This is a genomic window from Halobacillus litoralis (assembly GCF_009856355.1).
In the GTDB taxonomy this organism is placed as follows: Bacteria; Bacillota; Bacilli; order Bacillales; family Halobacillaceae; genus Halobacillus; species Halobacillus litoralis_B.
In genome coordinates, this window is sequence record NZ_WMEW01000001.1 from 548,442 (window position 1) to 574,109 (window position 25,668).

Below are 25,668 nucleotides of genomic sequence, written 5' to 3' on the forward strand. Positions count from 1 at the left end.
CATGTCTTTAAAAAACCCCGCCAGCCAGACAGACGCTTTGGAAACCATTGAGCTCGGGCCTTTCCATTTCGAATCCGGCGGCCGGCTCGAATCGGTAGAACTGGCTTATGAACGCAGCGGTCCTGTCCACGCTCCCGTGATCGTCGTCTGCCACGCTTTAACAGGAAACCAGGAAGCTGTGGGTACAGAAGAGCAGCCCGGCTGGTGGGCTGGATTAATCGGAGAAGGCTGTCCAATCGACACCTCTTTGTTTCAAGTGATTACGTTTAATGTATTGGGAGGCTGCCACGGATCGACCGGTCCTGCCAGCCTGAACCCTGATACAGGTGAACCCTTCCGTCAAAAGTTCCCTAAAGTGACCATCCGTGATATGGTCCGTGCCCAGTATGAAGCATTGAAAAAGATGGGCATCCATCAGGTTAAGGCTGTTGCCGGCGGGTCCCTGGGAGGCATGCAGACGTATGAATGGGGGCTCCTCTATCCTGATTTCATGGAGAAATTGTTGATTATGGCTGCCACCCCCTACTTGAGTGATTACGGCATCGCCTTCAATCACATTGGTGCAAAAGCCATCAAAAACGACCCTCTTTTTCAAGACGGGGAATACGCGACCAACGAGTCCCTTCAAGGATTTGAAATTGCGCGGATGACAGGTATGGTCACTTATCGAAGCCCCACCCTCTTCGAGAAAAGGTTTGACCGCTCCAACGGCGGGGATACCTATGAAATTCAGTCCTATCTGGATTATCAGGGAGATAAAATCAAAGAAAGATTTGATGCGAACAGCTACCTCTACCTCCTCGATGCTATGAACAACCATGACATCGGGAGAAACCGCGGAGGATGGAAAGCAGCCGCCGCTCAATACAAAGCAGACATGGTTACGTTCAGTTTTGAACACGACCTGCTTTATCCGGAAGAGCTGATCTCTGCCTTTGCATCAGCCGCACCGAAGGCCGTCCACAGGCATATTCCCACGGATTACGGTCATGATGGTTTTCTCGTTGAATTCGATCGATGGGGACCATTCATCAAAGAGGAACTGAACGGAGACGAAACACAATGAAAAACGGGTAGACAAACACGATGTTTGTCTACCCGTTTTATTATGACTCAAGATCGCTGACGCTCACGAACTGGAAACCTTCGGCCGTTAACCGTTCCAATACAATCTCCACCACTTCAGGTGTCTGGCTCTGCAGTTCGTGCAGAAGAATCACAGACCCATTCCCTGCCTGCGATGTAATATCTTCCGCGATTTCCTCCGGCTCCTGTTCTCTCCATTCCTCTGAATAGAGCGTCCATGGAACCGTATTCCAATCGCCTTTATAAGCTTTTGGCGGCTCTTCCCCGAACGGCAGTCTCAATCCAACTGTTTCTATTCCCGCAGCCTGTTTAATGACGTCCTGGGTGGCGAGAATCTGTTCATCCACTTCTTCCGGACTCAACCGGGCGAGACGGGGGTGATCCCAGGTATGATTACCGATTTCATGCCCCTCTCCAGCCACCATCCGGGCGGTTTCCGGGTAGTAGGATACCCGTTTTCCAATCATGAAAAACGAACCTTTGGCATCATACTCATCCAAAAGAGTAAGAATTTCACTGGTCCATTTCGGATGGGGACCATCATCAAAAGTGAGAGCGACTTCCTTCTTCTCCGTTTCCACTTCAAAATCATTGGTGGACACGGACTCCACCCGGCCGGATTCGACTTGTTCAGAGGAGGAGGTTTCCGAAGGGGCAGAAGCGGATTCCAAAGATTCTGCAAGCTCATCCTGAATGAGCCCCTTCACATCATCGAAATCGACGAGCACATAGCCTGACGTCCCGTCTTCTGCCTGAAGATACACCCTCACACCTTCTTTCGTAAGAGCCACATCCTCGAATGTCCGCTTATTCACGTGCAGGGGAACATTGTAGCGGCTGGACAATTCTTCTTCACTCAGTGCTTCTTCTGTCAGGGCAGCCAGTTCATCAAGCACGTCGGGATCATTCTTCATAAGCTCGTCCAAATCAAGCTTACGGCCGTCCTTCTTATCAAAATTCATAACGGTCTGGTTTTTAATAACCCTGCTTCCGCCTACGTCCATCGTTTCAATGAAACGGATGACAAAGAAGCGGTGATCCTGATAAAGCATTTCAAAATCCACGTGAAGTTCATGGGATTCAGAACTTTCCCCGGATTGTTTATTCTGATAGCTGGCCTGCTTAAAATCGGCCTTCTGTTGATTGACGTAATCGGCAATCGTCTGGTTCACCTGATTATTGGTTGTCTGCGGATAGTGGATGGTAATGTGGTATTCATTGTGCTCCACCAGCTCCGTCTTCATATCGATATCGTATATGGGTTCGATTTCATCGGATTGTTTAGAATCATTTTCATTGGCTTTTGCGATAAATGAGCATCCTGATACAACTAAAACGACCAGCAGTGATATATATATAATAGGTTGTCTCATAACTCTTCCCTCTTTATCTATTAGTCACACAACCTATTGTAACACAAATGTAACAATCATTTAATCGATCAGATATATTCAGTCTATTCTGTCATTAAAAATGGGTGCGCACATCCCACAACTCAGGAAAGAAACGGTGATCGAGGACTTTTTTCAAGTAGCCGACGCCCGTGGATCCTCCTGTTCCTTTCTTATGACCAATGATCCTTTCCACCGTTTTCATATGACGGAACCGCCATTGCTGGAGACTGTCCTCCAAATCTACAAGCTTTTCAGCCAGCTGGTATAAATGCCAGTATCGATCCACATCTTTATACACACACGCCCATGCAGCTTCAACCGTAGGATTCTGTTCATACATCCGGGTGTAATCTCTTTCCAGCATTTCCGGGTCCAGATCAAAGCCTGCCTTGGCCAGCTGTTCAAGGGTGACATCATATAAGCTTGGCTGCTTATAGGCCTCTTCCAGGCGGCTGTGAAGTTTCTTATCTTTCCTGTAAATCTTCAATACAGCATCGGTCTTATACCCAAGAGAGAATTCAATCATCCGGTACTGGTAGGATTGAAAGCCTGAAGCCTGGCCTAATTGATCGCGGAATTCCATATATTCCGAGGGCGTCATCGTTGCCAGCACATCCCACGCGTGGATAATCTGCTTCTGAATGCTTGAAACTCTGGCAAGCATTTTGAAGGCCGGCTGCATATCATCGTTCTGAATCGAACGGATCGCCGCCTGTAGTTCGTGCAGCATCAATTTCATCCATAATTCACTAACTTGATGGATCATAATAAAAAGCATTTCATCATGATGGGAAGAGAGAGGCTTCTGCGATTCCAACAGCTCGTCTAAGCGTAGATATTCTCCATAGGTCATACGTTCGGAAAAATCGGTATGCACACCTTCACTGCCTTTCGGCGGTTCTTGAGTCAAGCATGAGCCCTCCTTTAATCCAGTACTCCCCGCTGAGGGATATTTCGAAATGTCATCGGCAGAAATTCTGTATGGACGAGTCCTTCATACATCAACAGCGTTCCGAATACAGGGTGTTCGGTGTGGACGTGTACCCGGGTGGCGCCTTCTTCTTCTTCGTAATGTTCATATACAGAAGTCACAGTCCCGTCCATCGACATTCCCCCCGGCCCATGATTGGCTTTCGACTCCATATATAAACCGCCTTCCGGAGTAACGTGAAGATCAAAGTCTGCCTTCACAAGGCCTGACCGCCCGAGATGGTCAACGAGACACTGTTTTTCTTCATCATATCTCGCCGCAGAATCGAACCCGCGGATGGCATAAGGGAAAAAGAATCGGCGGATCCAGCTGATGGTTTCCCTTCCCTCCTCATCTTCATAGACATAATTCTCAAGTGTAAAAGGGACGTCTTTCCCACGCTCTGCAAATAAAAGATGGTCTTTGACACCGGTACTCATCAATGGTCGCACAAGGGCCGGAGTCCCTCTGATTTCTGTCATTCTTCCCTGCCCGAGGACCATAAGATTCTGCTTACTCGTTAATCCGTATTTTTTCTGCAGCTCAGGATGCAGGTGATGGAACTGTTCCCCGAGCGCTTTGTGGTAGATGGATTTCATTTGTATACGGCCTCCTTTATACTGTCCGTTTTTCCAGTTCTCCCCCTGCTTGATCGTGAATACAATAGGGAGGACGGAACCTTGGCTGTACATGAATTATAGCATAAGTAAACGCTTACGATTTACCTGTACAAAGAAAAGAAAGACCTGCCCTTAAAAGCAGGTCTTTCTTATGGAAAACCGTGTTCTACATCACTTCTTCCGCAAAATCGCTGATCGCATAACCCTTCTGCTGCTTCATGAGCCAGCCCTGCTTTTCCAGCTGGGTGAACAACCTTTGGATATGCTTTTCCGGCCAGCTTGATAAAAGCCCGAACCAGCGTGTTTCATGAAGGTACAAACTTCTCAACTTGTTTGTCGGCTTACCTGCAAGCATCTGTACCAGCGTATGAACCGGATACTCACTGCCATAATAATAGATGAGATCAAGAATCTGCTGGGTATCTGCATAAGTGATGGAACGGCCCTTGACGGTCAGGATGATGTCTTCATCATGGTAGCGGACAGCTTCCAGCCGCGTCTTCAACTCCTCCAGCACATGCCGGGTATTCGGATAGACATGCTCCGGCACGATCTTCTGCCAACGACTCAACTCCTTAAGGATCCGGACTTCTTTCAGTTCTACACCGGCCAGCCACAACAGTTCTGAATCGTTCCCCTTCTCGGGTATATGAACCCGGCTTAGTTTGTCATACATGTCCAGTAAAGGGTAAGCAGACAGATCGTCTTTCCGGCGCTGATACTTTTCGATTCGGCTGACGACCGCAAGACTCTCATCGAGGGGTTTCCTGGCCGTGTTCAGCTGCTTCTTCAACGCCCTCAACTGAGCTAGCTGCTCAAGAAGCCGGCTGTTCTGCCGGGCTATCGCATTGAACTGCTCCTCGATCGTCGCCGTACGTTTGACTGCCCGATCCACATCAAACTCCTCCGGGAAGCGGACAGCCTCTTCCACCGTGTCATAATAAAGGCAGAAATCACACGTTTCACAATAGCAGCAGATCGTTTTCTCCTCTGCATCGAACTGTAGACATTTCGAATGAGGGCAGCTTCCCTCTTCCCGTTCCACCCATGCCTGTGGAAGTGCACGGAACGGACGCATGACGATTTCGACACGGTGCCTCCAATAAGCAATGTCCTCTGGATAGTTAAGCACAGAAATCAGGGAGGACTGGTTCATCGTTTCGACAGCATCGATCACGTCACGCTTTTGATGAAAAAGCTGGACAATCGGATGCCGGTGAAACGCGTCTGCTATTTTATCAAGCCAGTGTTCGCGGCTCTCCTTGCTGATATGAGAAAGAAACAGATAATCCTCCAATACTTCCCCGACATGATCGTACAACTGATCTGAGGAAAGCTGAGTGAAATCTGTGTGATATAAATAGGAATCTTTTAAAGGTAGTCCATGTTCTTCAGGCAGGGACTTCCATAAAAACAATTCTGGGCGCAGCAAATGTGGATGGATCGTCTCTTCTTTTTGAAAAGCTACAGGCAGAACAGCATCTCCGGTTAGTCCGAGATAATTTTGGATGGACGCTGTGTCCAGAGACTTCCTGCCGATATGATCCACAACTGCATCGTTAAGCCTGGATAATAACCCCCGTTCAAATTTATGTCCGATGGACCGAATATGCTTATTCTTCTTCCCAATCGGTGCGAGTACAACATGAGGGTAGCGATGATCCTGGTAAGCAATCCTATTTGGCAGTCCCATAATGAATTCCCCTTTGAATAAGGATTTACTACTATTATAGAAAAAGTATTACGAGTTACCAACAAATATAAGTAAAATGGGCGTCAAACCGTTAAAATTTCCACGGGATACCCAATGAACAGTCCCGTTTCTATAACTCCGGGGATGGCACTGAGCTCTTTTTCCAACCCATCATGAATGTCTGAGAACCGTACTTCCAGCAGGAGATTGCCCGCTTCTGTCAGAACGGGACCGTCTTTTGCCGCTGCCATACGGAGCTGGATATCCTCACATGGGAAATCCTGCAGTTTCGTTTCCACCAGATGAACAGCCCTCGGATCCACTTCAACAGGAACCGCGTACTTTTCGCCGAGCTTGTGAACGTACTTGCTTTCATCTACTAAAATATACGTTTTAGGGGAGCTTGCCATCACGAGTTTTTCAGCGAATAACGCTCCACCTCGGCCTTTGATCAACCGGCCGGCATTATCTACTTCATCCGCCCCGTCAAAACCCCAGTCGGGCTTTGCAGCAGTCAACGTCGTCCTCTTCAATCCGAACAGGGCACAGTTCATCTCCGCTTCTTTCGATGTCGGAACCGCGTAGACGTCCAACCCTTCGTCCTTTATGCGTTCTCCGATCTTTTCCAGTGCAATATAGGCTGTCGAGCCGGAACCGACACCGATGACCTGCTGGTCTTCAACCAGCCGGCTCACTTTTACGGCTGCCTGTTCCTTGGCTTCCCGATTGGATATGGCCCCCGCCCACACCGGGCTCCCGGAAAGTTGATTCCTCCACTTCATACAAATCACCTCTCTCTTTGTATTCCCAAAAGTCTCATAAAAAAAGCACAGCTGTTAAGGAAAGTGTATCAAATCAAGGCTCTCCACATACAGAGGAGCCGTAAACTTTGTCATTCTTTACGCCCCTTTCACATAAACTTAATGGAATACTCCTACCGAATCAAAAGGGGGAAAAGTATGAGAAGACTCTATTGGAAACTGGTGATCTTCTATCTCATTCTGATTACCGCCTTTGCCTGCGTAACTTTTCTCCATTAAAAAAATACCCCGGCATCCAGAACCGGGGTATTCCTATGTCCGCTTGAGATTTAATGGACAAGCTCATGCTTGAAGGCGTAGATCACAGCCTGCGTCCGGTCCGATACCTGCAGTTTCCCAAGAATGCTGCTTACGTGAACTTTTACCGTCTTTAAAGCAATGAACAGCTGATCCGCAATTTCCTGATTCGTCTTTCCTTCTGCCATAAGAAGCAGAATCTCTTTTTCCCTGTTCGTCAACTCTTCGTGAAGCGCACGGGTTTCCGGCTTCCGCATCTTTGTCATGATTTTCCCGGTCACTTCCGGCTCCAGAATGGACTGACCTTCGAAGGTGGCCCGGATGGCCTTGGCGATTTCCTCAGCTTTTGACGTTTTCAGCATATAACTGACCGCTCCCGCTTCTAAAGCCGGGTACACCTTTTCATCATCAAGAAAACTGGTGACAATGATGATTTTCGCCTCCGGCCATTCGGCTGTAATCCGCTTTGTCGCTTCAATTCCATCCATCTTTTCCATCACAAGATCCATCAGAATAATATCCGGCCGGTGATGAAAGGCAAGTTCTACCGCATCATCACCGTCCCCGGCTTCCGCAATCACCTCAATATCCGGCTGTGAGGACAGATAGGCGGATACACCAATGCGGACCATCTCATGGTCATCTGCGAACAATACTCGAATCATCAGGATTGACCTCCTTTAAGTCGGTGGGGCACTTTCACTTCCAAGCGGGTCCCCTGCCCTTTCACGCTGACGACCTTTAATGTTCCACCCATTTCATACGCACGCTCCTCCATATTTTGAAGGCCGTAGGAGCTTGTCTTTTTCTCTTCCACATGAAAGCCGGCCCCGTCATCGATCACCTTCAAAATGACGGTTTGGTCCCGCTCCAGAAGCATGACCGAAAGTGTCGATGCCTTTGCGTGTCTCAGTGTGTTGGATACCGATTCCTGCAGAATCCGGAAAAGCTGGTCCTCGACCCCTTTTTCTAAAGGAAACGGTTCGATCGTCCAGTCAATATGAAGCGGAACCTTTTGGACCAGCTCCTGAAGAAGCTCTGCCATCCCTTCCGCGAGCGTTTTATCCTTCAGAGGAACCGGCCGCAGATGGAGGAGCAGCGCCCTCATTTCGAGCTGGGACTGGTGGATCATCTTCTCGACCATTTTCAACTGCTGATCTGTATCGGCACGGCCGTGTTCCTTCGTTTCGTTAATGGCCGACATCATCATGGAAGCCGCAAACAACTGCTGGCTGACTGAGTCATGAAGCTCCCTGGCCAGACGGTTCCTTTCCTGTATGACCACTTCCTGCAGGCTTTTTTCCCGTTCTTCCGCTCTTTCCGTTACCATACGTTGAGAAAGTTCGGTTTGTTTCAAAATTTTCTCTTCCAGTTGTTTCACCTGATCTTCAATTCTTCTCACTTCTACAAGATCCGCCCCCTCCGTTTCCAGGGGTCTGCCTTTTACGACCTCTTCCAGCTGCTGCTCAATATGGGTGAACTGACGGCGCCAGTACCATCCCTGGGCAGTACCTGTTACAAAGCCCATCATCAAGGACAGCAGAAGAATGAAGAAACCATACGGAAGGTCAAGCACCTCCCGCGTCCAGAGCATAGACCACCGTTCTACTGGAAAAGCGGCGAATGTCACCCCTGTCAGAAGGAGAGCAAATACAAAAAATGTGAAAAGCCCCGACCCAATCTGTCTCTGCCAAAGATTCATATCCGCTTCACCTCAAGATCGCCGGAGAAGATCGAGGTAATTACCTTTACCCGGGGTTTATTTTTCTGATAATCCGGTGTTTGGTAAAACGTCATCTGGTTCAGCATTTTAGTCTTTTTGAATTGAAAAATCGTGCTTCGTCCAATCACGGCGCTGTGGTGGATCATAACTTCCACTTCATATGGAACATAGATGGTGACATTGCCTACGAAATGCCGGATGGAAATGACAGATTCATCCGGAGGCAGAACCGTTTCACTTAAATCGATGACACGATCGCCGAGACCCCCGTGAACATTGATATCCTGCCACGGGTAGGAATGGGGCGGTGTCGTCTGCCGACCGAAAAACTTCTGGGTGAATAAAGGTTCTCCTGGAGGGTCGGCCCATTCCGGATCCAGCCTTTCAACCTGGACTTTTTCCGGGTGCTGTTTCGTTTTGTAATAATGACGAAGAGCCAGGAAAAGGATGGCCAGCACGAGAAACCGGACGGCAATCATACTCAATACGGTCAGGCCGAAACTGACGGCACCCACCCAGAATAGGACCTTCCTCCAGACCGGCTTATAATTCTTCCATCCAAAATAAACGAGAACGGCTGAAAACCCTAGAGAAAAAATGAGGCCTCCGTTAAAGAACACTATTTCGATGATAAGGAGAATCACCCCTATGATTAAAATCGTGTTCAGCATATCAGTTGAAATTTTTTTAAGCACAGCGGTCATTCCCCCCTTACTCCTGTCGCTGCTTCGTCTTCCAGCCAAAGGAAAGACGCAGAGAACTGCGCCTTTATCATACCATGATTTATTTAACCGGACACTTCCTGCTTATGTTCGACCTTTTTCTCGATTTCCGCCATCCTGCTGTCAAACGTATTCCGATAATAAGCGCTGTTCACCTTATCCTCCAGATCTTCTATATAACGGTTGATCTCAGAGAATCGGGAATAAGACTTGTCCGATCCGTCATCCAGTACCCGGTTCATTTTATGATGGGCCCGGGCGGTATTTTCACGGCCCATGAATTCCATCCGTTTTAAGTGCATGTCTTTTAATTTGTGCTTCATTTCTTCATACTTCCGCTCCAGGGCTTCCAGCTGCTCCATACTTTCCGAACGTGCTGCCTTCAGTTTTTCTGCACGTCCTTCATACTCCTGCTGCTCCTTCACGGCAAACTCATGCATGGATGTTTCCCCGGCCTGTGCTGCTATTTCGGCCTGCCGCCTGCGTTTTTCCGCCATTTCCACCGCTTGTTGATATTCCCGCGTAAACTCACCTTTCAGCTGATGCTGCCTTTCCACCAGTTTCCTTACTTTTTCCGTTTCTTTTTCACTTTCCCTTAAGTACTGATTCAGCATAGCGACAGGATTCTTTTGTTCCTTCTGGTCCAATGCTTCATGAAGATCTGCCGTAATCGAATCCTTTAATCGTGTAAATAGGTTGGCCATGTTTCCATCTCCTTTGTTATTTGTTTAAATCCGCCCATTCACGCTCAAAATTTGTAAATGGGTCGTCTCCTTTTTCAGACGTGGAGTTCTGTGTGCGGCTTGTCCAATTTTTATAAATCCAGTAGAGGACATAAGCTGCAGCTACACCGACGACTGCGTATACGTTGGAAACGGCGATACTTAAAACAATCAAACCGACGACTATCCATCCGATTTTCCCAGCCGTTGAATCACTTTTCACGAACTGCTTAAAAACGATATACAACAGCCATACACTGGCACCAAGCAGAATCATCGGGCCGAGGTTTGCAAGCAATAATCCAAGGGCGGTCAGACCTGCGAGGAATAACAGAAACTTTTTCATTGATTTCCCTCCCTGCACTATTCTTGTTTTTATCATACCGGTGTAGAAGGATTTCCGTAATGAGCCTCGGATATATCTTTATCTAAGACCAGAGGCTTATCTCCATCTCCCTGTCCAGGTATAAAAAAAGAAAGGCGCCCACTTCCGGCGCCTTTCCTTCTCATCTTACCGCTGCTCTATTCACTTTATGATCGTCAATTCTTTTGGTGTCTCTGTCAGGGTGACATAACCGTCCGGCGTGACAAGCACATCATCCTCAATACGGACGCCGCCGATTTCAGGATCGTAAATCCCCGGTTCAATCGTATAGGTCATCCCTTCTTTTAATACCCCGTCATTCAAGTGGCTCATAGATGGGAATTCATGCACATTGATTCCCAGTCCGTGTCCAATCCGGTGTGGGAATTTTTCACCGTACCCCGCCTCGGTAATGACCTGACGGGCCGCCGTATCCAGGTCACCGACTCTCGTTCCAGGACGGCTGATGGCCAGGGAGGCATTCAATGCTTCCAGAACGGTTTCATAGATGGCCTTCTGCTTCTCATCTACAGATCGGAAAGCAAAGGTTCTCGTAATATCAGACGTATAGCCTTTCCAGACGACTCCAAGGTCAAACAGGACGAGGTCACCTTCCTTCAGCCTGCGGTCTCCCGGGTTTCCGTGAGGGTGGCCGGATTTTTCACCGAAGAGCACCATCGTGGAAAAGGACATTTGAGCGACACCTTTTTTCTTCAGCTCATACTCAATAGCTGCAAGAACTTCCATTTCCGTAACTCCTTCGCTTAAGGCTTCTGTGCCCACCTTCACGCCGTAATCTGCAAGCTCTGCTGCTTCTTTGAGAACGGCAATTTCCTGTTCATCTTTCACAACACGCATCTCATTCAGTTTTCCTTCAACGTCATGGACCTTCACGTTATCAAAGAGAGCGAAAAAAGATTCACTCCGCCCATAAGAAAGAACTTCTTTTTCTATCCCAGCGTGCTGAAGATTTGTGATCCCTGCCTGATTCATGGAATCCTTGATCATCTGCCATGGGTCCTCGTGATCGGCGTAACCAATGATTTCATATGTCCAGCCGGCTTCCTGCAGCTGGGCCTTTTCCATTCCCGGAAGGACAGCAATGGGGTCGGCTTCAGGGAAGACGACCAGCCCAAGCAGCCGTTCATGTGGGTCGGTCAGAAATCCTGTTAAATAAAAGAAGTTTTCCGGTGAATTAATAAAAGCCGCATCCACTCCGGTTTCCTTCAGGTATGCAGCCAGTTCATCCAAACGATGTTTCATTCTCCATCTCTCCTTTCCAATCTCCTCTCATCATATAGCAATCCAGGAAGTTATCCAACTCACACAAAAGTGCGAAAAATCGCAATATAAAAGGCTTCATCCCACATGGGACAAAGCCTGCTCTGCTTATTGAGCTGAATGATCAGGCGGCCTGCCTCAGTCTCGTTTTGGAGAGCCATACCTTTTCGAACCGTTGAGTGAAAAGGGCTGCACCTACAGCAAGAACGCTGTCCTTGATGATAAACGGCACCATACTGGACCACGCAAGGGCAAGGCTGATACCGTCTCCCCCGACCCAGAAATTCAAGGCGAGATAAAATAAATGGACACCAACAACGTAATTGATGAGGATGCCGGCAGCAGCGGCCGTCATGTACCTCGGCATCGTCCGCTTGGATTCAGCGATTTTTCCTACAAAATAAGCGAGAATGATATAAGACAAAATAAATCCGAACGTAGGAGCAATCACGACCGACAACCCGCCTTTAAAACCAGCGAAGATCGGTGCTCCTGCCAATCCTAAAAGGACATAAACAAGAATTGAAAAAGATCCGAGACGGCTTCCAAGCATAAGCCCTGCCAGAATAGCAAAAAATGTCTGCAGGGTCAGAGGAACTCCCATAACCTGAAGAAATGGCAGGTACGCTGTAATATTGGCCCCGATGGCCATCAGCGCAACAAATAAACTGCCCAGCGTTATTTCATAAACACTCAGTTTCGACTTCTTCATCATTTTCCCTCCTCGACAACTTCTCCCTTAAAGATAAGGAATAGGCCGCATAATGTCAACACCAATTAAATCAAGTTAACAATAAATAAGAGGCATGTACAGAAGATCATTGATCCTTTCTCACCAGAGCATAGATTCCAAAAAAAGCTGCCGAGAGCATTCTCGACAGCCTGAAAAACGCCTGGAGTTCCGGGTCTGTAAATATTACAGTCCCAGTCCCATCGACAGCTGATTCGTATAGCTTGTATAGGCCACCGTATGGTTAATTACAGCGATTTCACGTGCATCAAACCCAGCTTCCTTGAGCCTGTCCACACTCTCCTTATCCACTTGAACAGGTTTTGCGGTTAACCGTCCGGCATACTCCAGGACGGCTTTCCACTGCTCACTCATAGATGATGCTTCAAAATCCTCCAACCACTCCTCGACATGTTCCACTCCTGTTAACTCTTTGAGTAAAGCAGCGTGGCTTTCCGTGCAGTAGCGGCAGCCATTCTTCATCGAAACAAATGTAATGACAGCTTCTCTCAAATCCTCCGGAAGATTCGTTTCCTTCACAGCCTTTTGAAGAGGCCGGAAAGCCGTGTATAAATCAGGTTCATTCGCGATGAGACGGTCAAACAAGGAGGAGGGTCCTTCCTCTCCTTTTATTTCTTTCGTATGCTGTTGTTTCACAGGTTTAATCCATGGCATACCAATCCCTCTTTTCTACAAAATCCATTCCCGGTCCGGCGGCATCCGCCAATAAATTTCCCGGGAAATCTTTTTATTGAATAATTCGATAATTTCTCCAATCTTCCGGAAACAAATTCGTGTATTTCCCCGAAAGGAACCGATCATCTATAAGCTGAATAGCTCCATAATCCTCTTCTGAACGGATCAGACGCCCTCCGGCCTGCAGCACTTTGTTCATACCTGGGTACACATAAGCATAATCATACCCCCGGCGACCCTTTTCATTGAAGTAGTCTTTAATCAACTCTTTTTCAAAGTTTCTCGGAGCAAGGCCGACACCGACTACCGCCACCCCGTTCAAGCGGTCTCCACGCAGATCGACTCCTTCAGAAAAAACGCCTCCCATCACGGCAAAACCGGCCAGACGGCTTCCAGGGACGAACTGGGCCAGGAAGTCCTCCCGCCGGCTCTCGTCCATCCCCCTTTCCTGCATGACCGCATCAACAGACGAGATCTGGCGGAACTCCTGATAGACAAGCTCCATATAGTGATACGATGGAAAAAAGAACAAATGGTTCCCTTCATAATTCTCTGCCTGTTCTTTCAACCGCTGTGCCAGAATTCCTGCCGTTTGACTGCGGTTTTTATATCTTGTTGACAACGGCGTAATCATGACATCCACCTGAGATGCATCATAGGGGGAGGGCAGCTGGAGGATGTAATCCTCCTTCGTGCCCCCAAGCATTTCTTTATAATAAGCAAAAGGAGAAAGAGTCGCCGAAAAGAAAGTGCCGGACCGGAACCCGTCTGTCACCTTTTTCAATACGTGGGAAGGGTCAAGACAGAACAATTTCAGCATCACATCCTCCTCTTCCCCTTTGGCTGCTATAAAGCGGTAATGGTCATCGACAAACTCCAAAATCCTAAGGAAATTCTGTGCGGTGAAGTACAGATCAACAAGAGACTCTGACCGTTCGTCCTCTGTCTGTTCCTGAATGATCTGCTCGGATTTTCCGATGAACCGTTCGAGGTTTTCCTCCAGGTCCCCCGGCACTTCACCGATGACCGTTTCACCGCCCTGAAAACCCGCGAGCCGCTCCAGATCATCAGCCACTGCCTGGGTGGTCTTACGAATCCCCTCTTCGTCCTCCCATGTATCAGCGGCCTGTCTGAACGGATTTTTATACAGGGAGGCTGAATACATCTCCCGCGCCCGTTCAACAAGATTATGAGCTTCATCTACAAGAAGGGCTGTTTTTTTCCTGCGGTCAGGCAGCAGCCGCTTCAAGGCGACCCGTGGGTCATAGATGTAATTGTAGTCACTGATGATGACATCTGCCACATCGGTGAGATCCAGAGAAAATTCAAATGGGCATAAACGGTGTTTCCTGGCATACGCTTCAATCACGGGACGTGTAAGCTGTGTTTCGTTTCTCAGCACGTCTACGATCCCTTCATTCACCCTGTCGTAATATCCATCCGCGTACTCACAGTAATCCGGCTGACAAATGGTTTCCTCCTGGAAACAAATTTTCTCTTTTGCCGTCAACGTGACCGACCTCAGAGAGAGGCCGTGCTCCTCCATTTTTGCCAGCGCTTCCTCAGCCGTAGCTCTCGTCGTCGTCTTAGCAGTTAAATAATAAATCCTGTCCATTTTTTCAAGGGACAGAGCTTTCACCGCCGGGAATAAGGTCGATATCGTCTTCCCAATTCCAGTCGGAGCCTGAGCGAACAGGTTCCGCTTTTCTTCGATGGTTCTGTACACACTCCCCGCCAGCTTCCGCTGACCTGACCGGTATGTAGAGAATGGAAAGGAGAAGGAAGGCACCGTAGCTTCCCTCTGGTCCTCCAGATAATGAAGGACAGAGGCATAGGATTGATAAGCCTTCACCGTTTCCTCCATAAAGTCAGCCAGTTCATCATGCGTAAACCTGATTCGTATCCGCTTCTTTTCCTTCGTCCGTTTCTGCACATATGTCAACTGGACATCCATCTCTGCCAGGTTTTCCTGAAGAGAATAAATGTAGGCATACCCTTTCGCCTGTGCCCAGTATACAGGATGCGAAAAGCTGTCGAGTTCCTCAAGATCTCTGGATGTCGACTTGATTTCATCGATAACCGGTCCGCCTTCTCCTTCAAGCAGCCCGTCACAACGCCCCTGGATGATCATCGTAAGTGCTTCATACTGATATTCACACTGCAGGAAAACTTCCTTCTCGTCCCCGTCTGTATATTTCTTTTGAACTTCCTGATGGATGGCTGTCCCCTCAAGCAGAGCTGTATTGGACTGGAACCTTTCATCAATACTTCCCGCCCTGTACACGTAGGACACAAGCTCCCTGACAGATATGGTCATACTTCGATTCATATTTCAAACGCCTCCCACGGCCAATTGGTTCCCTACCCTCATCTTCCAACACTCTTTCACGTATGTCTATTGTAAAAGCATCATGCTATAATTATGGATAAAACTTTTTCATTTCCCATAAAAATAAAACAACATATAATACAAATAACGCCCCCTCAGGAGGGATCATAACGTGAAAAAGTGGAGATGGACAGCCTCCATCCTGCTTACTCTTATCCTTGCCTTTTTTATAACGGCTTCCTTTATCTATACACCAGAAAAGCAGGAGTCATCCGGCACACCTGATGAACAGCCGTTAGAAACAGGCCCCGCGGATGTAGTGGAACAGCCGGAGACAGAGCAGGAGGCTGCAGCAGAAGAAGACGAAAACGCCCTCGGCGAAGGACTTCGCGACGTTTTCACAAGTGTCATGGACAGCGCACGTGACCTTTTTATAAAAAATGATTTAACCATTGTGGCCATTGGCGACTCTTTGACGCAGGGAGTCGGTGACGGGACGGATAATGGCGGCTATGTCGGTATTCTGGAAGATAACTTCACGAATAATAACGACAACACTTCTCTGGAAGTGATCAATTACGGAAAACGTGGAAACCGGACGGACCAGATGCTGAAGCGGATGGAAGACGAAGAGATTTCCCGTTCCATTGAACAGGCGGATATTGTTCTCATCACCATTGGGGCCAATGATGTCATGAAGGTCGTTAAAGATAACTTCACAAATTTAAACTACCAGGACTTCAGGGACGAACGGGATGGATATGAGCAACGGCTCAGGGAAATCATTGAAAAGACACAGCATTTGAATGATGAAGCACCCATCTACTTTGTCGGTCTGTACAACCCATTCAACCAGTATTTTGATAACATTCCCGAGCTCGGGAAGATTATGGGGGACTGGAACGAGGCCAGTGAGAGGATCATCAACACCTATGATCAGGCCCACTTCATCCCTGTCCGTGATATTTTTGATGGAAACGAAGAAGAACTCCTATGGGAAGAAGACCATTTCCACCCGAATGAGCAGGGGTATAAGGAAATGGCGGAGCGCGTACTTGCTCATATTAGAGAAGACATTGAAGAATAACCTGGGTGGAATGATATATGAAACGATTATTTCTTAATAATAAGTGGCGGACATCCTTCTGGGTGCTGGCCATCGTCAACATCGGGATTATCGGCTGGCTGCTGGCCTTAATTTTCCTGCCGAGTTCGTATACCCTCGTCAATGTTGACCGTGGAAAAGAAAATACCGATGCTGAGTTCACCATTGTCTCGACGAAGGAAAATATGGAGCAGCTTGCCAATGAATACTTGTCTGAACTGTCTAACCAGACCGTATTTGACTATTCTGTGTCTCTCGATAAAAACGTGACATTATCCGGAAACATCAAAGCTTTTGAGCAGGTCGTCCCGATTAAGGTTGAACTAAATCCGGTGGTCCAGGAAAACGGCGATCTCGTTCTGGAGCAGGAGAAAATCTCCCTTGGACAGCTGCCGCTGCCTAACAAAAAAGTACTGGAATTTTTAAAGGAAAATTACAACCTTCCTGAATGGGTCATCGTCAACCCGAATGAAGAGAACATTTATGTAGCCGTCACCCAGATGGAAACGGCCAGTAATTTCAATGTAAAAGTGGATCGCTTCAACCTGAATGCCAACCAGCTGGCTTTTAAGATTTCTGTACCGAAAGATACGTTCCAATTCGCCCAGCAGATGGTCGAAGAGAATTTCTGATGGCTCCGGCAGAGCAAAGCGGATGAATGGCTTCCACCTCCTATGGTAAACTTAAAACAACAGGTCTAACAAAAGGATGTGACGTTCATGCGCGTAGTTAATAATATTGCGGATTTAATCGGTGATACTCCGTTAGTGAAATTAAACCGCCTGGCTCCAGAAGGTGGAGCAGACATATATATGAAACTTGAAAAATACAACCCGAGCGGCAGTGTCAAAGACCGGGCTGCCTTTAATATGATGGAACAGGCCGAAAAAGACGGACGCTTAAAAGAAGGGGCCACCATCATTGAACCGACGAGCGGAAATACAGGGATCGGGATTGCAATGAACGCCGCTGCCAGAGGATACCGCGCCATCCTTGTCATGCCGGATACGATGACACAGGAGCGGATCAATCTTCTGAAAGCGTACGGAGCAGAAATCGTTCTCACGCCCGGAGACGCAAAAATGCCGGGAGCCATCGCCAAGGCCAAAGAACTGGTCGAAGAGATCGAAGGCGGCTTTATGCCGATGCAGTTCGAAAACATGGCCAACCCTGACGCCCACCGCCATACCACAGCAGCAGAAATCATTGAAGCGATGGATGAGCTCGGTAAACCACTGGCCGGTTTTGTCTCTACGGCCGGGACCGGCGGGACGATCACCGGAACTGGTGAAGAGTTGAAAAAACGCTTTAAGGATATGACGATCCACGTGGCGGAACCGGCAGGATCTCCCGTTCTTTCCGGTGGAAAACCAGGCAGGCATAAGCTTGTCGGGACGAGCCCGGGGTTCATTCCAAGCATATTGAATCAGGACATCTATGATGAAATCTACCAGGTCACCGACGAAGATGCCTATGACATTACTCGTCGTCTGGCTCGTGAAGAAGGTCTGCTTCTTGGTACGTCCTGCGGTGCCGCATGCTGGGCCGCTATCCAGGCTGCCAAACAGAAAAATCCGGGGGAAGTCATCGTCTGCATCGCTCCCGACACAGGTGAGCGTTATCTATCAGGCGATTTATTCCGGTATTAAAAGGTACAAAAGAGTGATTTTCTTTGATTTATCAAAGAAAATCACTCTTTTTCCTTGTACAATGAAAAGAATACATAAAGACACGGATATGAGGCTGCCTCACCTTCGGATCTCGAAGTCCTGCGCCTTCAAGGTGCCATGACGATTTTTTCAGCGAATGTGAAACGAATGAAGGAAATAGAAAGAGTAAGCCTCATAAAACAGAAAAAAGCGGATGGCATGGATACAATATTCCATACCATCCGCTTTTTTAACGTTACCTTTCACAAATCCTCCGTTACTCAGCGGCCTCCATCGCGGACTCCTTTTTTATATCCGGTACAAATCCCGGAACCTTAAATGCCAGCCAAGGTGATACGACAATACCCTGGATAGAATAACCAGGAGAAAAATACTGTATGTATGAAACGGATTGTAAAGGTCGACCCAGCCAAGACCGATCACGACGCCCGTGACCATCGCCCACACGGCATAAATCTCCTGATGGAGAACCATCGGACGGCGCTGAGCCAGAACATCCCTCGTCACACCACCGCCCACCCCGGTCAGAATCGCAGCGAAAATGATTCCGCCCAGTGGAAAATCATGCTGAACCGCAAAGGACGCCCCCTGCAGAGCGAACGCAGAGAGACCGACAGCATCCGGATAGATATTCCATCGATCCCAGGCCATCACCCACGTTTTAGGAAAGAAATACACAATAGCAATGGTGATTAAAGCCACGTAAAACAGATACCCCTGCTCCCATACGTGTATCACTGGAACATCCAGAGCGATATTACGGATGATCCCCCCGGCAAAGGGTGTAGCTATTCCTAAAATAAACGTACCAAATATATCATACCTTTCGTTCAGTGCGACAATGGCTCCACTAAACGCAAATGCACTGACGGCAAGGATGTTTAAAATATCCCAGGTCATGCCTCTCCTCCTCTCCCTATCCAACTGGATGTCAAACGAATGTTATACCGCACCGATTATACCAAATTCTTCAGCCTCTCTTTCGAAAAAACATAGAAATTGTTGAAAATATGCAGGAAATGCTAGGACTAGTATGATTTTTTCTATACACTACTATATATAGTGAATTTTGTTGCAATATGCCACAAGGGATTCTCTTTAATAAGTAGAATTTATTATATAACTAAACATAGTAGGATGTGATCATTAAGAATGAGGAGCTGGCTGATCAAATTAAGAAAAGAACAGGACCTTACCCAGCAGGAGATTGCCGCAGGGGCTCATATCGATAGAGCCTATTACGCACAAATAGAGAACGGTACCAGAAATCCCAGTATGACGGTTGCTTCTCAAATTGCGTCTTACCTGCATATCAACCCATCGCTTTTTTACACTGAGCACTTGAGTGAGCCTTTTGAAAAAGCGCTCGTCCACTCACCTGTCGTCATTGCTCATTGTGATTTGAACCTTCGATATACGTGGATGTTCAACCCCCACCCGGACTTTAAAATGAATGTCGTCATCGGCAAAAGAGATGACGAACTGGATATCAATGAAGGCACAACCGGATTAATGGAGCTGAAACAGTCTGTAATGGACGATGGAATAACAAGAAGAGAGATCATTGCCTTTCCCCTGTCCGAAGGTCTGATCAGATATGACGTATTCGCCCAGCCTCTATATGATCAGAATGGACATATTATAGGCGCAGCGACGGTTTCCGTTGAACTGCTTATGTAATAAAGGAGGAGTCGTTATGGCTTTTGATAAACTATCCCCTTTCCTCCTGAAAGATGCCATTCATAAAGCCATTGAGTTGAAACTGGAGGAAGAGTTCATCCAGATGCTGCTGAATGAGATGAGGAAAAGGGAAAGAGAAACAGGAAAGATTGCTTCTTTTGAATGACATAACAGCCGATTGAACACCTTTTGAATGTATGTTTCCACTCAGGGACGGGTAAAGCTAACCAGAGGTGATGGTAATGGATAGAAACCGATGGATGATGCATCAGGACTGGGATGATTTGTATTTCATACACTGGCCCGTCCCCGCAGAAGAACTGCGACCTTACGTACCTGAGAAGCTCGATATTGATGAATTTGACGGTTCGGCATGGATTGCCGTCGTCCCTTTCCGTATGAAAAATATCCGTTTCAGGGGACTGCCTGAAATCCCGTTTGGCACGGAACTGCTTGAGCTGAATGTAAGGACTTATGTTTCGTACAAAGGTGAACCAGGGGTTTATTTCATTACCCTCGACTCTGATCACCCTCTCGGAGTTTTTTTAGCGCGCTCAGTTTTCGGTCTTCCTTACGTACACGCATCCATGCGTATGGATATTGGAGATTCCAGCACACAGTTTTCCAGCCGCCGCACACATAAAGGCTATCCAGCAGCACAGTTTCACGCGGAGTTTCAAACAGTCAGCGAGCCGATGGAGGCCCGCCCGGGCTCCCTTTTATACTGGCTCACAGAAAGATATGCTCTCTGGGTCGTTCGTGGAAACCGGGTATATAAAGGACCGATCATTCATAATAACTGGAAGCTTCAGAAAGCAGAAGCCGCTGTGACGACTAATCATCTGCTGGATTTCCTCCCCTCTGAATATTTCCGCAGCAGACCGGTGACCTACTATTCCAAATCTGTTCAAACACGGATTTTCCCATATGAGCGTAAGTCATAAGCACCCCCCGTTGAAACTTTCAGTTCCCTGCGGTATAATTATCTCGAATTCGAAATAAATGAAATGAGGTGGCTCCTTCATGGAATTAAAAGGTATTCATCACGTGTCAGCCATTACGGCTTCTGCTCCAAAAAACTATGATTTCTATACAAACGTGCTCGGTATGCGGCTCGTCAAGAAGACAGTGAATCAGGATTCCCCTTCGATGTATCACTTATTCTACGCTGATGGACAGGGAAATCCCGGGACAGATCTGACTTTCTTTGAAATACACCGGGCCGGAAATACCTATCCAGGGACAAGGAGCATTTCCACGACATCTTTACGGGTTAAAAATGATGAGGCCCTCCTTTACTGGCAGAAGCGCTTGAATGCTTACAATTTAGATGTCGATGCCATTCAGGAGCGGATGGGCAGAAATACCCTCTCATTCAGGGACCCGGAAGGACAGCGACTTATGCTTATATCCGACCAGAATAACTCCGGCGTTCGCGCAGGAACTCCCTGGGAAAGGTCTCCTGTTCCCCAAAACGTCGGAATTACAGGTCTCGGCCCTGTCCATTTGACTGTTCAGGAAGCTTCCAAAACAGATGATGTACTGACGCAGGTCCTCGGCTTCCGGAAAGTCGGAACCTATGACCAATGGACCGTTTATGAGACAGGGGAAGGTGGCTCAGGAGCTGAAGTCCATGTAGAAGAAAAACCAGATGAAAAGCCTGAGAAACCTGGAAGAGGTAGTGTTCATCACGTCGCTTTCCGGGTGGAAAACGAAGAAGAGTTAAGAAAATGGAAGGAAGTGATTGATGCAGCGGGATACCCCAATTCCGGCCTTGTCGATCGCTTTTACTTCAAATCGCTGTATTTCAGGGAAGCAAATCATATACTATTCGAGCTGGCTACAGATGGTCCTGGATTTGACGCAGACGAAGACTCCGGGCACCTGGGTGAATCGCTGGCCCTCCCTCCCTTTTTAGAACATGAACGGGAAAAAATCGAAAGCACGCTCACTCCATTGGATACAACAAAGTAATAGAGATATTATAAAATGGAAAGCCCCATAGGATGCAGCCATCCTATGGGGCTTTCCTTTATCCTCCCATCCAAAACACCTTCCGGGAACGTCATCTAAGCGTTTCGATTCATGAAAAAAAGCTTGTAGAAAAACTTGAGGTTTCTCTACAAGCTGTCTTTGTCAGGAAGAAACGATGGATTAAGATTCGAGACGTGCTTTAACCCAGTTGATCAAACCACCTTTTTCCATAATGTCAATCTGTCTGTCTGATAACGCGTGTTCCAGCTTTATCGTCCGGCCCCTGCCTTTGATTTCAGCTTCGACTACAGGTGAATGTTTGATTTGTTCCCTCAATCCGCTGAACACAAGGGTATCTCCCTGCTCGATTTCTTCCAATTCGTCTGGATTCTTAAACGTAAGCGGCAGCACTCCGAAGTTCGCCAGGTTCTGCCAGTGAATTCTGGCAAAATCTTCGACTATGGCTACTTTCATCCCTAAATATTTAGGTGCAAGAGCGGCATGCTCCCGGCTTGATCCCTGTCCGTAGTTGGCTCCGGCAACAACCGCATGGCCACCCTTTTCTCTCTGATCCATCGCCCGGTCATAGTAGGTGTCATCCACAATTTCAAAGGTGAACTTACTTATTTCCGGCAGGTTGCTTCGATAAGGCAGCACCCTTGCTCCTCCAGCCAGAATTTCGTCGGTGGAAATGTCGTCCCCCATCTTCAGTAAAACAGGAAGCTCCATTTCGTCCGGAAGCTCATCCATTTCAGGAATGGAGGCCACGTTTGGACCTTTGACTAATTCCACCTCTTTGGCCTCTTCATAAGGCAGTGGTTCATCGAGAAGGCGGGTGTCCACCGTCGGCTCATCTAAATCCTGAACATCAGGGTAGTCGAATCCGGCTTTTCTCGGGTCGGTTATGACGCCTTTCAAAGCAGAAACAGCAGCAGTTTCCGGGCTGCATAAAAAGACACTGTCTTCTTTCGTTCCAGAACGGCCGGGGAAATTCCTTGGCGTTGTACGCAGACTGTTCCGTCCTGTAGCAGGTGCCTGCCCCATTCCGATACATCCATTACACCCAGCCTGGTGGAGACGCCCTCCAGCTTGAAGGAAGTTAGCGATGTGCCCTTCCTGCGACAAATCAATCAACATCTGTCTGGAGGTGGGGTTAATATCAAACGAGACGCCGTCAGCGATATGTTTGTTTTCTGCAATCTTCGAAGCTATCGCAAAATCACGGTAGCCGGGGTTCGCTGATGAGCCGATATAGGATTGGTAGATTCCTTCTCCCTCGACTTCCTCCACCGGAACCACATTTCCCGGACTGGAGGGCTTGGCCACCATTGGTGAAAGTTCCGACAGATCCAACTCATCGTGGACATCATAAGCAGCATCGTCATCTGCGGCAAGTTCAATCCATTCATCTTCCCTGCCTTGAAGTTTCATGAAACGTTTCGTCTCCTCATCGGAAGGAAAAACTGTCCCGGTCGCTCCAAGTTCTGCCCCCATGTTCGCAATGACGTGTCTATCCATAGCTGTAAGGTTTTTTAATCCCGGACCGTAATATTCAAAGACATGGTTCACCCCTCCTTTGACCCCGTGCCTGCGCAGCATTTCGAGGATGGCATCCTTCGCGCTGACCCAGTCCGGAAGCGAACCCGTCACTTTCACCCCCCATACTTTCGGCATTTTCACGTAAAAAGGTTCACCGGCAATGGCCATCGCCACATCAATCCCACCGGCTCCCATGGCAAGCATGCCCATACTGCCGTTGGCACATGTGTGACTGTCAGAACCGAGAAGTGTCTGCCCGGGCTTGGCAAGGCGCTGCATATGGACAGGGTGGCTGACCCCATTCCCCGGGCGGCTGAAATAAAGTCCGAAGCGTTTTGCAGCACTTTCCAGAAACAAGTGGTCATCTGGATTTTTGCTGTCTTCCTGAATTAAGTTGTGATCTACGTACTGAGCGGAAACTTCTGTTTGGGCTCGTTCGATCCCCATAGCCTCCAGTTCAAGCATAACCATCGTCCCTGTAGCATCCTGCGTAAGGGTTTGATCAATTTTCAACCCGATTTCCGATCCAGGCGTCATCTCTCCCTCGACTAAGTGGTCCTGGATCAGCTTCTGTGTGACATTGTACCCCACACGAATCACTCCTCCTCACTGATTGGTCGATATTTTTAGAATAGATGAAATTTTCCTATACCTTTTATACCCGTTCTCGTGTATCATTACTCATAAACCCATATTTTCCCTTGAAAAACCTCTAATGGACACCCATTCTGTCCCTTCTATGAAAGTCCCCTGCAAAAACCACCTCTTAAGTACCATTTTTTTTACGACTTGGGAAACTGCCGAAATTTATTGAAAATGATGAAACGAACATGTATTCTAAAAATAGATTTGAAAGAGATTTGTTCTCCCAAATCAACAGTTGATCAACTAGGTGTGTGGAAAATGGAATATGGAAAAGTGCTTCGGTTCCATCGGGTGAAACAAGGGTTAACACAAAACCAGCTCGCTGATGGAATTATTTCGCCAGCGTATTTATCCAAGATTGAGAACGATCAGACCGTTCCTGCTTCTGAGGTGCTCGAACTTTTGTATGAACGCCTTGGCCTTGATTTTCACGACTCTTCCTATAACCACCCTTCCAAAGACAAGCTGAAGGAATGGTACAAAACGATTTTTTATAAGCAGAAGGAAGAAGCGGAGAAATTAAAGAAGGAGCTTTCTCATCAGAAGGATACGCTGAACAATCATCACCTGTATATTTTCTTTGAGCTCTTCCGCATTCGTCATCTTTTGTTGGAAAACAAGGTGGAGAAGGCTTATGAAGCATGGAAAGATATTAAACAGCACGAAGACACATTCGATGATGAAATGAAGTACTATTTTCATGTAAATTCCGGTCTGCTTGAATATTATCGTGGGAATTTTGATGAATCTTTTCAACAGTTGATGAAAGCCAAGAATTATATCAGTCCCGCAGGCATTGAGAAGTGGGAAGTCAGTGACTTGTATTACCACTTATCTTTAAGCTCGAGCCAGGCGCATCATGTATCAGCCTCTGTTTTTTACGCAGACCAAGCGTTGGAAGCTTATAAGAGCCAGTATGACCTTGCCAAAAGCGCAGACTGTCACATTATTCTCGGTATTAATTACAGCCGGTTGAAAAACTATGCGAAATCTCTTGAAAATTATAATCTGGCCAAAAAAATTGCTTCCCAGACCAAGGATAATCAACAGCTCAAACTGGTTTATATCAACATTGCGGTGTTGGAATCCAGAATTGAAAATCATGACTCTGCTATCCACAATTATAAGAAGAGTCTGGAATATGTTTGCGAGTCCAAGTCTACTTATGATTATCAGGAATACTTGAATATCATTCACGGGTTGATTATTGAACATTACCGTTTGGATGATAAAGCCGGATGTCTTGAATGGATTGAAAAAGGCTTAACAGAAGTTGAAAACACAGCTTCCGAGAGCCACTACCTCCATTTTAAAGTGTATGATCATTTATTGAATGAACTACCTGACACACTCCCTTTTATTGAGGAGACCGTCCTTCCTTACTTTCAGAAGAAGAAGGATCATGTTTACGTGATCAGGTATTCTAAATTCTTAGCCGATCTTTATGAAAGGCAGAGGATGTATAAACGCTCCACAGAACATTTAAGGTTAGCAATGCAATTGTTAAATAAACATTCTGACTTAGGAGGAATTATGTTATGAAAAAGATCATTGCATTTGTTGCTGTTCTAGGTCTGGCTGTCTCTATCGCTGCTCCATTGACTCAAGATAGTGCAGTCGAAACATACCCTAGACCATTAGCTGCTGAGCAAGTTTAATTTTACGTG

The 25,668-nt window shown here is 47.3% G+C and carries 25 protein-coding genes; 9 read left to right on the forward strand and 16 right to left on the reverse strand.

Annotated features, from left to right (window positions below):
• Position 1 precedes the first annotated feature (1 nt).
• Positions 2-1,066 (forward strand): homoserine O-acetyltransferase MetX, encoded by a 1,065-nt coding sequence (gene metX, locus GLV97_RS02515; protein WP_160837003.1) that lies wholly within the window; start codon positions 2-4, stop codon positions 1,064-1,066.
• A gap of 40 nt (positions 1,067-1,106) precedes the next feature.
• Here metX and GLV97_RS02520 read toward each other — a convergent pair whose 3' ends face one another.
• From GLV97_RS02520 to GLV97_RS02585, 14 genes are all read right to left on the reverse strand, one after another.
• Positions 1,107-2,459: a polysaccharide deacetylase family protein gene (locus tag GLV97_RS02520; RefSeq protein WP_160888905.1), complete on the reverse strand. Its 1,353-nt coding sequence runs from the start codon at positions 2,457-2,459 to the stop codon at positions 1,107-1,109.
• A 94-nt stretch (positions 2,460-2,553) separates the two neighbouring features.
• A complete protein-coding gene (gene kynA / locus GLV97_RS02525) occupies positions 2,554-3,390 on the reverse strand; it encodes a tryptophan 2,3-dioxygenase (RefSeq protein ID WP_160888906.1) in 837 nt (278 codons plus the stop codon).
• Between the two features lie 14 nt (positions 3,391-3,404).
• Positions 3,405-4,049: a DUF4166 domain-containing protein gene (locus GLV97_RS02530; RefSeq protein ID WP_160888907.1), complete on the reverse strand. Its 645-nt coding sequence runs from the start codon at positions 4,047-4,049 to the stop codon at positions 3,405-3,407.
• Between the two features lie 187 nt (positions 4,050-4,236).
• Positions 4,237-5,763: an RQC-minor-2 family DNA-binding protein gene (locus GLV97_RS02535; protein WP_160837011.1), complete on the reverse strand. Its 1,527-nt coding sequence runs from the start codon at positions 5,761-5,763 to the stop codon at positions 4,237-4,239.
• An 83-nt stretch (positions 5,764-5,846) separates the two neighbouring features.
• Positions 5,847-6,545, reverse strand: a complete 699-nt coding sequence (gene rpiA / locus GLV97_RS02540) for a ribose 5-phosphate isomerase A (protein WP_160888908.1) — start codon at positions 6,543-6,545, stop codon at positions 5,847-5,849.
• Positions 6,546-6,853: 308 nt separating this feature from the next.
• A complete protein-coding gene (locus tag GLV97_RS02545) occupies positions 6,854-7,486 on the reverse strand; it encodes a response regulator transcription factor (protein WP_160888909.1) in 633 nt (210 codons plus the stop codon).
• The gene (locus GLV97_RS02550) at positions 7,486-8,523 is read right to left on the reverse strand and encodes a sensor histidine kinase (RefSeq protein WP_160888910.1); all 1,038 of its coding nucleotides are present in this window, start codon (positions 8,521-8,523) and stop codon (positions 7,486-7,488) included. The genes GLV97_RS02545 and GLV97_RS02550 overlap by 1 nt, the downstream gene beginning before the upstream one ends.
• Complete coding sequence (gene liaF / locus GLV97_RS02555; protein ID WP_337194072.1) at positions 8,520-9,239, reverse strand: cell wall-active antibiotics response protein LiaF; 720 nt, start codon at positions 9,237-9,239, stop codon at positions 8,520-8,522. Before liaF ends, GLV97_RS02550 begins: the two co-directional genes overlap by 4 nt.
• Positions 9,240-9,331: 92 nt before the next feature.
• On the reverse strand, positions 9,332-9,970 hold the full coding sequence (locus tag GLV97_RS02560) for a PspA/IM30 family protein (RefSeq protein WP_160837021.1): 639 nt from the start codon (positions 9,968-9,970) through the stop codon (positions 9,332-9,334).
• 16 nt (positions 9,971-9,986) lie between these two features.
• On the reverse strand, positions 9,987-10,334 hold the full coding sequence (locus GLV97_RS02565; RefSeq protein WP_160888911.1) for a flagellar basal body rod protein: 348 nt from the start codon (positions 10,332-10,334) through the stop codon (positions 9,987-9,989).
• A gap of 180 nt (positions 10,335-10,514) precedes the next feature.
• Positions 10,515-11,615, reverse strand: coding sequence for a M24 family metallopeptidase (locus GLV97_RS02570; RefSeq protein WP_160837025.1), 1,101 nt, complete (start codon positions 11,613-11,615; stop codon positions 10,515-10,517).
• Positions 11,616-11,757: 142 nt separating this feature from the next.
• Complete coding sequence (locus GLV97_RS02575) at positions 11,758-12,345, reverse strand: biotin transporter BioY (protein ID WP_160837027.1); 588 nt, start codon at positions 12,343-12,345, stop codon at positions 11,758-11,760.
• Positions 12,346-12,549: 204 nt separating this feature from the next.
• A complete protein-coding gene (locus GLV97_RS02580) occupies positions 12,550-13,038 on the reverse strand; it encodes a carboxymuconolactone decarboxylase family protein (RefSeq protein ID WP_160888912.1) in 489 nt (162 codons plus the stop codon).
• 73 nt (positions 13,039-13,111) lie between these two features.
• Positions 13,112-15,388, reverse strand: coding sequence for an ATP-dependent DNA helicase (locus GLV97_RS02585; protein WP_160888913.1), 2,277 nt, complete (start codon positions 15,386-15,388; stop codon positions 13,112-13,114).
• Positions 15,389-15,560: 172 nt separating this feature from the next.
• Here GLV97_RS02585 and GLV97_RS02590 point away from each other — a divergent pair, with 172 nt between their 5' ends.
• From GLV97_RS02590 to cysK, 3 genes are all read left to right on the forward strand, one after another.
• Complete coding sequence (locus GLV97_RS02590) at positions 15,561-16,475, forward strand: GDSL-type esterase/lipase family protein (RefSeq protein ID WP_160837033.1); 915 nt, start codon at positions 15,561-15,563, stop codon at positions 16,473-16,475.
• Positions 16,476-16,492: 17 nt separating this feature from the next.
• Positions 16,493-17,125 carry a YpmS family protein gene (locus tag GLV97_RS02595; protein ID WP_160837035.1) on the forward strand — a complete coding sequence of 211 codons (633 nt, stop codon included), beginning with the start codon at positions 16,493-16,495 and terminating at the stop codon, positions 17,123-17,125.
• Between the two features lie 87 nt (positions 17,126-17,212).
• On the forward strand, positions 17,213-18,142 hold the full coding sequence (gene cysK / locus GLV97_RS02600; protein ID WP_160837037.1) for a cysteine synthase A: 930 nt from the start codon (positions 17,213-17,215) through the stop codon (positions 18,140-18,142).
• 309 nt (positions 18,143-18,451) lie between these two features.
• Here the strand turns inward: cysK and GLV97_RS02605 are convergent, their stop codons facing one another.
• The gene (locus GLV97_RS02605; protein ID WP_160837039.1) at positions 18,452-19,063 is read right to left on the reverse strand and encodes a trimeric intracellular cation channel family protein; all 612 of its coding nucleotides are present in this window, start codon (positions 19,061-19,063) and stop codon (positions 18,452-18,454) included.
• A 252-nt stretch (positions 19,064-19,315) separates the two neighbouring features.
• Here GLV97_RS02605 and GLV97_RS02610 point away from each other — a divergent pair, with 252 nt between their 5' ends.
• The 4 genes from GLV97_RS02610 (at position 19,316) to GLV97_RS02625 (ending at position 21,817) form a co-directional block, all read left to right on the forward strand.
• Complete coding sequence (locus tag GLV97_RS02610; protein ID WP_160837041.1) at positions 19,316-19,843, forward strand: XRE family transcriptional regulator; 528 nt, start codon at positions 19,316-19,318, stop codon at positions 19,841-19,843.
• A gap of 16 nt (positions 19,844-19,859) precedes the next feature.
• Complete coding sequence (gene sda / locus GLV97_RS02615) at positions 19,860-20,009, forward strand: sporulation histidine kinase inhibitor Sda (protein ID WP_160837043.1); 150 nt, start codon at positions 19,860-19,862, stop codon at positions 20,007-20,009.
• A gap of 76 nt (positions 20,010-20,085) precedes the next feature.
• Positions 20,086-20,787 (forward strand): YqjF family protein, encoded by a 702-nt coding sequence (locus GLV97_RS02620; RefSeq protein WP_160888914.1) that lies wholly within the window; start codon positions 20,086-20,088, stop codon positions 20,785-20,787.
• Positions 20,788-20,866: 79 nt separating this feature from the next.
• Positions 20,867-21,817, forward strand: coding sequence for a ring-cleaving dioxygenase (locus GLV97_RS02625; RefSeq protein ID WP_160837047.1), 951 nt, complete (start codon positions 20,867-20,869; stop codon positions 21,815-21,817).
• Positions 21,818-21,997: 180 nt separating this feature from the next.
• On the opposite strand, the gene GLV97_RS02630 is transcribed toward GLV97_RS02625, so the two are convergent.
• Positions 21,998-23,947 carry an aconitate hydratase gene (locus GLV97_RS02630; RefSeq protein WP_160888915.1) on the reverse strand — a complete coding sequence of 650 codons (1,950 nt, stop codon included), beginning with the start codon at positions 23,945-23,947 and terminating at the stop codon, positions 21,998-22,000.
• 312 nt (positions 23,948-24,259) lie between these two features.
• Here GLV97_RS02630 and GLV97_RS02635 point away from each other — a divergent pair, with 312 nt between their 5' ends.
• Positions 24,260-25,543: a helix-turn-helix transcriptional regulator gene (locus GLV97_RS02635; protein WP_224869096.1), complete on the forward strand. Its 1,284-nt coding sequence runs from the start codon at positions 24,260-24,262 to the stop codon at positions 25,541-25,543.
• The last annotated feature ends 125 nt before the right edge of the window (positions 25,544-25,668 follow it).